Origin of the sequence: Legionella santicrucis (assembly GCF_001468135.1) — a bacterium.
Taxonomy (GTDB): domain Bacteria; phylum Pseudomonadota; class Gammaproteobacteria; order Legionellales; family Legionellaceae; genus Legionella; species Legionella santicrucis.
The window spans coordinates 93973-103264 of record NZ_LNYU01000050.1; the positions used below are offsets into that span (position 1 = coordinate 93973).

Below are 9292 nucleotides of genomic sequence, written 5' to 3' on the forward strand. Positions count from 1 at the left end.
CATGAAAGATACATGCCTGGATCATGCTAGAAATTATCTGTAATTATTGAACAACAGTACCGCCTGCTTTTTGACAATCATCTTTACTCATTTCTGATATGCCTTTTCCTTTACAAGAATTTTGGCCTTTACATGCATTATCAGCAGTTTTGCAAGAACTTTGTCCTTTGCATGCATTACCACCTTGGCATTTAACCATGCCAGAGGCAGAAGATGCGTCATCAGCAAAAGCAGGAGCTAAAGCAAACATAGAGGCAGCACCAATAGCAAGAGCAACGCCTGTTAATTGTATCTTGTTCATTATAATTAATTCCTTTTAGAGTTAGTTAATAAGCATAAAGGCAAAATGTGATTTACCCGTTAGCATTTTAGGAAGTAATATTTAATTTTGTCAAGTTTGCCTCATTGAAAAATAAAGAATAAACGTTAATTAACATGATTGTTTTTTAACCGTTGACAGTGCTGATAACATAACCTATAGACTATATAAACATTTATAAAGTTTTTGATTTATTTCGAAACGAGCTCTTATGAATAATGAAAAAAATAACATTCTTTATGTTGACGATGAAATGAATAATCTCACTGCTTTTGTCGCAACATTTCGCCGTCAATTCAACGTGTTTACTGCCACTTCAGGGCGCGAAGGTATAAAAATTATGCGTCATAATAATATTCAAATTGTTATTACTGATCAAAGAATGCCGGAGATGACTGGGGTACAATTTTTAGAGTCTATTATTCCTGAATATCCTAATACCATCCGTATGATTTTAACGGGCTTTACAGATATAGAGGCGATTATAAAAGCCATAAATACTGGCCGAGTATTTCGTTATATTACAAAACCTTGGGATCCAATTGAATTAAAAATGGATATTGATACCGGTCTAAAAATGTGGAATCTTGAAAAAGAGCGAATGTCTTTGGTTGAAAAATTAAACCATGAGTTATCCTATCAAAAACGGGTTATGGATCTATTCCAAAGATATGTTCCTAAAAATATAGTTGATGAAATACTACATGATCAAGACGGTATCTCTCTAACTCATGGTGAATATCGTATTATCTCTGTAATGTTTGTGGATATTCGTCAATTTACCTCGCTATCAGGCAAGTTAGGGCCTGTTAAAACGGTAGAAATACTTAATGCTTATTTTGAATTAATGACTCAAATCATACGAGACCATCATGGGAGCGTTAATAAATTAATTGGAGATGGGATCCTAGCTTTATTTGGAGCACCTGTATCTCATATTGATAACCAATCAAATGCTGTCTTTGCTGGATTGGCGATGATAGATGCATTAAAAGAATTTAACAATAAATTCCACCACGAGCTTGGGCGTGACATCACTATAGGGATCGGAATAAATACGGGAGAAGTCATCGCTGCTAATATAGGTACCAGTGATCACATGGAATATACTGCTATTGGCGATACTGTAAATACTGCCTCACGAATCGAAGAACTTACCAAAGATAGACCCAATACATTGCTAATTAGCGAAACAACTTACAAACCAATCGCTGATGAAATTATGATCGAAGAATTAGAACCCCAAGTGATTAGAGGCAAAGAAGAAAAAATCAAACTGTATAGAGTCATCGGAAAAAAACATGGATCTTGATAAAAAAAAACTGTGGCTAATGTTCAAGCAGAATGTAATTACAGTTTTTTTTTATACAATAATGGGTGTTATAAGTAATATTTGGGCTATTCCTGCGATGGTATCCCCTCTTTGGCTTCAGGCAGGCTTCGCTCTAGCGATGGTACTCTGGTGTGGCAACCATGTTTTTTGGGGTATCGCCCTTTCATCAGCAATTCTATTCATTGAACAAGGTGACCTAATATTCTGGCAAAACTTAACTGCTTATTCAATTGTAGGCATTGGCGCAGGATTACAAGCAACTTGGGCTGCCAAATTTATTCAATACTATACCCATACAAAAACACCCTTCTATACAGTTAGAGATATCTTAATTTTTATATTTGGAGGCGATTTTCTCTTATCACTGACGAGCTGTACTATAGGTACTATTGCATTAGTCCTATTTGGTTTGATTAACCCAGAATCAATGATTAAAAATTGGTTCATTTGGTGGATTAGTGACTCCATGGGAATTCTTGTCGTGACACCTCTCATTATGACTTGGTATCACAATAAATTTCCTTTTAACTGGAGATTATTTCTTGAGTTTAGTCTCTTAATTATTTTATTAGGCTGTACAATCAGCATACTCGATAAGTTGAGTCATCCTCGTCTCGCTTTTACTTTGCTCCCATTCTGTATTTTAGCTGCTGTACGTTTCAATACCCGAATAGCAATAATTGTGGCATTTTTAACTTCTCTTTCTGGAATTTGGCTCGATATATATGTTTATCAGTTTGGTGTCATTGATCTTTCAACACGTATATTACTTTTACAATCATTTGTTGCCATTATATTTTTTACAACATTAATACTGTCAGCAGTAATTACCGAACATAGGAAAGCGCAACAAGAACTGCAGGAAGTTAATATCGAATTAGAGTCTCGTGTTAAACAACGTACTCAAGATCTGAATGAAAAAAACCACCCGCTTAATAATACATTAGAGTCATTAAAACAAACACAGACTCAATTAATTCAGGCCGAAAAAATGTCTTCTCTAGGCATACTCACCGCAGGAATCGCCCATGAAATCAATAATCTTATTAATTTTATTTCTGCAAACATTGGTCCATTAAAAAATGATATTGAAGACATCATTCAGTTATTAAATAAATATAGAGAAATTACATCAGAGATCCCTCTAAAAGAGAAATTATTAGAAATCTCGAAATATTGTGAAAGAATCGATCTGAGTTTTACTTTGCAAGAAACTCATGATTTGCTTCATAGCATTGAAGAAGGAGCTAGGCGGACAGCAAATATTGTAAAAGATCTACGTACTTTTTCGCGGCTCGATGAAAGTGAATTGAAATGGGTTAATATTCATGAAAACATAGATTCTACATTAACCTTATTACGCAATCTGGTTCGTGATCGTATTGCTATCCATAAAAACTATGGCAATATTCCTGAGATAGAATGTTTTCCGGGAAAAATGAATCAAGTATTTATGAACCTTATTACAAATGCAGCACAAGCCATTTCTGATCATGGTGAAATTACCATCAGTACCCATAAGGATAATGATCAAATTCGAATTAGTGTGCGTGATACAGGTACAGGAATGAATAAAGAAACAATGGCTCGGATTTTTGAACCTTTTTTTACGACCAAACCTACAGGAAAAGGAACAGGCTTAGGTTTATCTATTTCATACAGTATCGTTCAAGATCATCACGGAAGTATCTCAGTAAACAGCACCCCAGGAAAAGGAAGTGAATTTATCATCGTTCTTCCAATAAAATATGTCGCTTAATTTAACGAATTAGAAGCCTTAGTACAGAATTTGAAAATTCGTACTAGACGACGCTTTTCTCAGCCCGAACGTGCCGTGGTAAAGATTGTTTTCTTATACTAAACATACGGTAAGTTAATCATTAAAAGTACTCCTACTTCAAAAACAAATACTATAATAAAATAATAATTGAGAAGAGTAATAACTATAAAGATGAATTTTTCCCTATTCACAGAAAAAGAAATTTATGACTTCATAAAAATGTATGAGCCTTTTCGCACTTTAAGTGATGCTTGCCTTAAAAAACTTGCTCGTACCTTAGAAATTGAATCTCATACTGGTGATACCTTACTTATAAAAAAAGGAGAAAGCACAAATGATCTCTACATTCTCATCAAAGGCAGGCTTTTCTACCAAGTCACTGATGCAGAAGATAATGTGACGTATCAAGGGGAAATGAATGAAGGTTCAATTATAGGGGAAATGTCCCTTTTATCTGATTTACCTCGTTCTGCTAATGTATATACATTGCGCGATAGTATAATCTTAAAATTATCAAAAAATAATTTCTTAAAATTAAGCAAAACATATCCTGAATTACTGAATAAGGTCACTCAATTTACAATCAAACGGCTAACCAATTCCCTACAAGGAGTTCCACCTCCCACTTCTCGCAATAAATCAATCGCTATAATTCCCATTAAACCAATACCCGATTTTGAGTTTCAATTACAAGAAATTATTTTTCGCCACTCCTATGGCGAGAAAATTCTTTTATTAACCAGTCACTGTGTGGAAATACAAAAAAATTTTTTGGATGAACAGGGTAACATGAGCAATGAGGGAATTTTATGGATTAACCAACAAGAAAAAGAATTCTCTTTTATATTTTATCTGGCAGATGAAACATTAACAAATTGGACTAAATTTTGTCTTCGTCAAGCTGATTCACTTGCCTTTTTAGCGATTGCCGAAGAACATGCTTTTGATTTATCTGAAGTGGAGCATTATATCACAGAGAGCCAGCACCATTTTGCAAAACGAAGCATTTTATTAATTTTGCATAATACTGCAACTCGTCCAAGCAACACTCAAAATTGGCTTCAAAAACGGTCAGTGAATGCACATTATCATCTTCGCAAAAATACAACAGCAGGTATTTCACGTATGATGCGTATTTTCACAGACAATACAATTTCATTAGTTTTAAGTGGTGGAGGAGCACGGGGACTGGCTCATATTGGTGTCTATCGTCTATTAGAAGAACGCGGGATTCCTGTAGATTATATTGCTGGAACAAGTATGGGAGCTATGCTCGCTGCTACTTTTGCGATGGGATATACTTCTAATGAAATATTCGATTTAGTTGAGAAGTATTTAATTAAAGGAGCAAAAATCGATTTTACCTTTCCTTATATTGCAATTGCTGCAGGTAAAAGAGCTGCTGACAATCTTATGCGACTTTACGGTGAAAAAAATCAAATTGAGGATTTATGGCTTAACTATTTTTGCGTATCAACCGATTTAATTAGTCAAAATTCATACGTACATGATAGGGGATTATTATGGGAGTCGATAAGATCAAGTATTTCGCTACCGTTTATTTATCCTCCTGTGGCTTTTAATGACAAACTACTTATTGATGGTGGAGTACTCAATAATATGCCTATCGACGTGATGAGACGTTATTCAAATAGCAGTAAAATTATTGCCTCTAACATTAGCAGTAAGCACTCGTTCCAAACAACACCATTGCCCTATTCACTCTCAGGTTGGAAATTGCTTTATAATAAGTTTCTGGGAAAAAAAACGTTACCAATAAGCTTAGGCGAATTAGTTTTACAACTATTAACAATTAGTTCCCAACAAAATACTGAACGGGTAATGTCCATGGCCGATTATGGCATTTCTTTAAAAGTAGAACAGTTTGGTATATTAGATTTTAAAAAATATAAAGAAATTACAGATGCTGGCTACCAGCAAGCAAAAGCTCAGTTTACAGTCCAAAACGTAGCAGAGTTATTAAAAAAGTAATCCCTATTTTTTCATTTTTTTCGCCATGATCTGATCAAAAAGAGCCCTTTTTTCGGGTGACAATGAAATACGCCGTAAAGCCATCATTTCTTCTACGGAACCTTGTTCACAATCAGGTGTTAAACGATCAAGAATTAAAAAACCATTTAAATGATCTACTTCATGCTGTAAAACCCGGGCATAAAATCCTTCTTCTGTTTGCTGATGAAATTGGCCCGATTCATCATAATAACTCACTTTAATTTGTTCATAACGTGGTACTTTTCCAGACTTACTGGAAACAGAATAACACCCTTCAAAGTCATGTTGAATTGCAGAACCCTCAACAGGAGCGTAACTCGGATTTATCATAATATGCATGGGGTAAAAACTTTTAACATGATCACGTAATAAAGTAGCTTCTTCTGGAATATAAATAGCAATGATCCGTTTCGGAAAATTAACTTGGGGAGCAGCAAGACCTACCCCACCAAGTTTTTGTAATTTGTTTTTCATTGCATCAATTAAGTCTTTATCTGCTTGACTCAATGGAAACTGTACTTCTTGAGCCTGATGCTTTAGAACCTGATGATATTCAGATTGCTCTATAGTTACTATTTCTAGATCCATAGCTATCCCCATACTCCCCATCATGGAAAAAATTAATCCAACAATAATCTTCATATTAATTCATTCTTTTTCTAAATGATTTATGGTTTATCCCAAATTTTTCAGCACGAGTTACCAAATTTTTGCCAATAATTGCCTATAACTTTTAACCACTCGTTCCGCAGTAAAAAAATACTGTCGCTCATAAGTAGTCATGAGACCAATAACTTGCATTCCGGCGGCTTTTGCTGCGTTAACTCCGTGAGGGGTATCTTCTATTACCAAACAATGAGATGGCAAAACATCTAATCGCTTAGCTGTTAATAAGTATCCCTCTGGGGAAGGTTTCCCGATTTGAACATCTTCAGCGGTGACAATAGTATCAAAATAAGCGCGTAATTTTCCTTGTCTCACCTTGGAAAGAACTGCCATTATTTCACTATGACTTGAACCACTACAAATAGCAATTTTTTTCACTTTAGATGCTATTTTAAAAATAAACTGCTCAAAATCAGCAACTAAGGGTAGCGAATCACTCGAGTTGATAATATTGATGTATGCTGTGCTTTTTTGTTGAATGAAATAATGAATTTCTGTATTGGAACAACTAAATCCTTCATTTTTTAGTAACATAGGAAACATATCTTTATCCGCCAAGCCTAGATATTTATCCATGTACTCTTTATAACTTATTGTTATCCCTAAAGGTTTAAGTACTTTACAACATGCTTCATAATGAATAGGTTCACTATCAAGAATGACTCCATCAAAATCAAAAATAATTGCATCAAACATGTATTTAATATCCATTTAGGGTCATTTAAACGAATCATCCATGAAATGTTATCATCTATCTAATGGGTGGGTAAATCGAATCTTCTTCAAGAAAGATTTATGTATACAATACCCTAATCATATTAGCAAAATTAATTGTAGTTTTATCTATTAAAGACCTTTTCTGATTCATCAGTTTCAAGAGCCTGTTCCTCAAAAATAGCCAGGGGCTTCTCACTAATCAATTTCCTATTATTTTCCAATTCCGTTTGTTGTATATTTTCAGAAACAGACATACCTAGTTTAACCATTACCTGCGGTACATCAGGTATTTCAGAGTCATGACTTTCTTGTGTTGTTTTCTCCATATAAGGCATACTTGAAGTTGCGGTATATTTTCCTTCAATTTTTCCTGTTTCTTGATTAATAAGCATTACATATGGGGGATGATATAACGAAGACACCTCACCATCGATTTTTATTTTATAAACACTGCGTGTTTCACCATAATCAAAATCTGATTCAATACCCAAAACATTTTGGAAAAACGTTTTGAAGTTCTTTCCATGTCCAAATAACCAACAATCTTGTTGCTCAACGCGTTCAATGAACGCTTTAGTATCTTTTATTTTGTCACCGGAATAATCCAAGTTTTGGCACACGTCCGGCTTACCATTCGCCCTCGATTCGAGAATTATGGGTTTACCATGAATTTGAATTTTCTCTGCTGCCTCCATTCTTTTTTTATAAAGTTGTTTGAAATCTTCATCACTGTAAATCCACATGGATATTTTTAAAAGAATTTTTTGGATAGGTGATTTCCAAAATGAAAACCGATCATACAATTTCTGCATATCTTCTTTTGAGCGAACATCGTATCCAGAGGGAGAAACCGTATTTTCTACTAAAAAAGGAAGAATAGAAATTTGTGCATTATTGATTTCCGTAGGAATCACCAATCCAGCCGTTTGCATCGCCCTATTCATCGGTGAGATTGCAATTCGAGGATGTTGATTTGCAGGATAAAATAATAAACTGCCACTAAATTGATTGGTTGTTTCCATATTTTTTGCGGCTTTTTCTGAAATAGCAGCATTGGGACTTAATCCTAAACGCTTTTGTCCCCAGCTACTGCATTCCCCATGACGACTAAATAAAATATGGGCTGTAATTTCAATTCCTTTTGCTTGAAGGTAAAGTCTATCTACTTCTTTGATTTGCTTTAATATTGTTCTACATTGATCATCCTGACTCTTATTTAATTGTTCTATGAGTTTATTAATTTCTTTTAAATAAAGTTCATGAATTGTTCTAAAAATTTCTTTCCGTTGCGTAGGCTCTTTTATTGCATCTAACTTTAATTTTTCAGTTTCTAGTAACTCTTTAAAAGACATTTACCATCTCACGAAACAAAGTGTATATTTATTTTACAATAAAAACGTTCAATTGATAAGATAATCTCATAAAATAGTTAATATGCTTTGAGCTGCATCTAAAAGGACTTCTCTTCCTAGAGGTAAAACACATCTTCTCGAGAAATGTCCATAAGGAAAATTTTTAATACAAGGAGTATTAATCCGTAACGACCATTCCTCAATCACATCGTCAACAGTCCCATCACGTTCAGGAAAATACTTTGCAGTACAGCGAGCAAATTGACCAAAGATCACTCCATTTACTTCATCAAAAAAACCAGCCATAGCAAGCTGAGAAAGTCGGCTATCTACCTGATAAGGTTCGGCACCCACATCCTCTAACACTAAAATACAATTTGTTACTTCAGGTTGATAGGGTGTGCCCATTAATGAAACCCATGACTCTAAATTCCCCCCCACTAATCTTCCTTGAACAAGGCCAGGTTTTACTGTTTGACCTTCATTGATTTGAAAAGACTCTCCTCTAAGGCAAGCCCAAAGCGTTGCTTCAATCAAAGAATCAGGGTGTTCCCTATCGATATCACCAAAAACAAAACCAGTACAAGAAATAATTCCCGCTTTTTTGAGTAACCCTGCTTGTAACGCGGTGGTATCACTAAATCCGCTTAAATATTTAGGGTGAGCGCGTATAATATCATAATCAAGAAGGGGTAATATTCGTTGTGAACCATATCCCCCTCCAATAGCCATAATCGTTTTAACCTCATTATCTATAAAATAATCCATGAGATCACTTGCTCGATATTCATCTTCTCCTGCTAAAAAACGATCCCTAGCATACACATGCTGCCCTACTTTCACTTTAAACCCTTTTTGCTGCAAATAAGAAATACCTTTTTCAAGCAATCCAGGAAGCATTGGGCTTGAGGGGGTAATCAGCCCAATAGTATCACCCAATCTCAATGGATCCGGGTAAAGGTAATTCATCTTATTCTCCGCAATTAAGGTAATTTATTCAACGCATAAGAGATTAGACTTCGATTTATTAACTCATGTTACGCACACTCAGTTTTAAGCGGTCATATTTTTGAGCTCCTGCCAAGCAATTTGGTTTGCTCTAACAATGAGTT

8 protein-coding genes are annotated in these 9292 nt (G+C 34.8%); 3 read left to right on the forward strand and 5 right to left on the reverse strand.

Features of this window, described 5'->3' with window-relative positions; translation table 11 throughout:
• Positions 1 to 43: 43 nt before the first annotated feature.
• Positions 44 to 301, reverse strand: coding sequence for a BufA2 family periplasmic bufferin-type metallophore (bufA2, locus tag Lsan_RS10640; RefSeq protein WP_058514374.1), 258 nt, complete (start codon positions 299 to 301; stop codon positions 44 to 46).
• A 229-nt stretch (positions 302 to 530) separates the two neighbouring features.
• Here bufA2 and Lsan_RS10645 point away from each other — a divergent pair, with 229 nt between their 5' ends.
• From Lsan_RS10645 to Lsan_RS10655, 3 genes are all read left to right on the forward strand, one after another.
• The gene (locus tag Lsan_RS10645; protein WP_058514375.1) at positions 531 to 1631 is read left to right on the forward strand and encodes an adenylate/guanylate cyclase domain-containing protein; all 1101 of its coding nucleotides are present in this window, start codon (positions 531 to 533) and stop codon (positions 1629 to 1631) included.
• Positions 1621 to 3411 (forward strand): ATP-binding protein, encoded by a 1791-nt coding sequence (locus Lsan_RS10650; protein WP_058514376.1) that lies wholly within the window; start codon positions 1621 to 1623, stop codon positions 3409 to 3411. The genes Lsan_RS10645 and Lsan_RS10650 overlap by 11 nt, the downstream gene beginning before the upstream one ends.
• Positions 3412 to 3603: 192 nt before the next feature.
• A complete protein-coding gene (locus Lsan_RS10655; RefSeq protein ID WP_058514377.1) occupies positions 3604 to 5424 on the forward strand; it encodes a patatin-like phospholipase family protein in 1821 nt (606 codons plus the stop codon).
• 3 nt (positions 5425 to 5427) lie between these two features.
• On the opposite strand, the gene def is transcribed toward Lsan_RS10655, so the two are convergent.
• The 4 genes from def to Lsan_RS10675 form a co-directional block, all read right to left on the reverse strand.
• Entirely contained in the window at positions 5428 to 6033 is a 606-nt protein-coding gene (def, locus tag Lsan_RS10660) for a peptide deformylase (protein WP_058514396.1), read from the reverse strand.
• Positions 6034 to 6144: 111 nt separating this feature from the next.
• Positions 6145 to 6807 carry an HAD family hydrolase gene (locus Lsan_RS10665; protein WP_058514378.1) on the reverse strand — a complete coding sequence of 221 codons (663 nt, stop codon included), beginning with the start codon at positions 6805 to 6807 and terminating at the stop codon, positions 6145 to 6147.
• A 143-nt stretch (positions 6808 to 6950) separates the two neighbouring features.
• Positions 6951 to 8180, reverse strand: coding sequence for a phosphoglycerate mutase family protein (locus Lsan_RS10670; RefSeq protein WP_058514379.1), 1230 nt, complete (start codon positions 8178 to 8180; stop codon positions 6951 to 6953).
• A 66-nt stretch (positions 8181 to 8246) separates the two neighbouring features.
• Complete coding sequence (locus Lsan_RS10675; RefSeq protein ID WP_058514380.1) at positions 8247 to 9149, reverse strand: S66 peptidase family protein; 903 nt, start codon at positions 9147 to 9149, stop codon at positions 8247 to 8249.
• Positions 9150 to 9292: the final 143 nt, after the last annotated feature.

Coding starts and splice junctions, on each gene's coding strand:
- bufA2 (WP_058514374.1), bottom strand. CDS start 301: ATGAACAAGATACAATTAACAGGCGTTGCTCTTGCTATTGGTGCTGCC.
- Lsan_RS10645 (WP_058514375.1), top strand. CDS start 531: ATGAATAATGAAAAAAATAACATTCTTTATGTTGACGATGAAATGAAT.
- Lsan_RS10650 (WP_058514376.1), top strand. CDS start 1,621: ATGGATCTTGATAAAAAAAAACTGTGGCTAATGTTCAAGCAGAATGTA.
- Lsan_RS10655 (WP_058514377.1), top strand. CDS start 3,604: ATGAATTTTTCCCTATTCACAGAAAAAGAAATTTATGACTTCATAAAA.
- def (WP_058514396.1), bottom strand. CDS start 6,033: ATGGATCTAGAAATAGTAACTATAGAGCAATCTGAATATCATCAGGTT.
- Lsan_RS10665 (WP_058514378.1), bottom strand. CDS start 6,807: ATGTTTGATGCAATTATTTTTGATTTTGATGGAGTCATTCTTGATAGT.
- Lsan_RS10670 (WP_058514379.1), bottom strand. CDS start 8,180: ATGTCTTTTAAAGAGTTACTAGAAACTGAAAAATTAAAGTTAGATGCA.
- Lsan_RS10675 (WP_058514380.1), bottom strand. CDS start 9,149: ATGAATTACCTTTACCCGGATCCATTGAGATTGGGTGATACTATTGGG.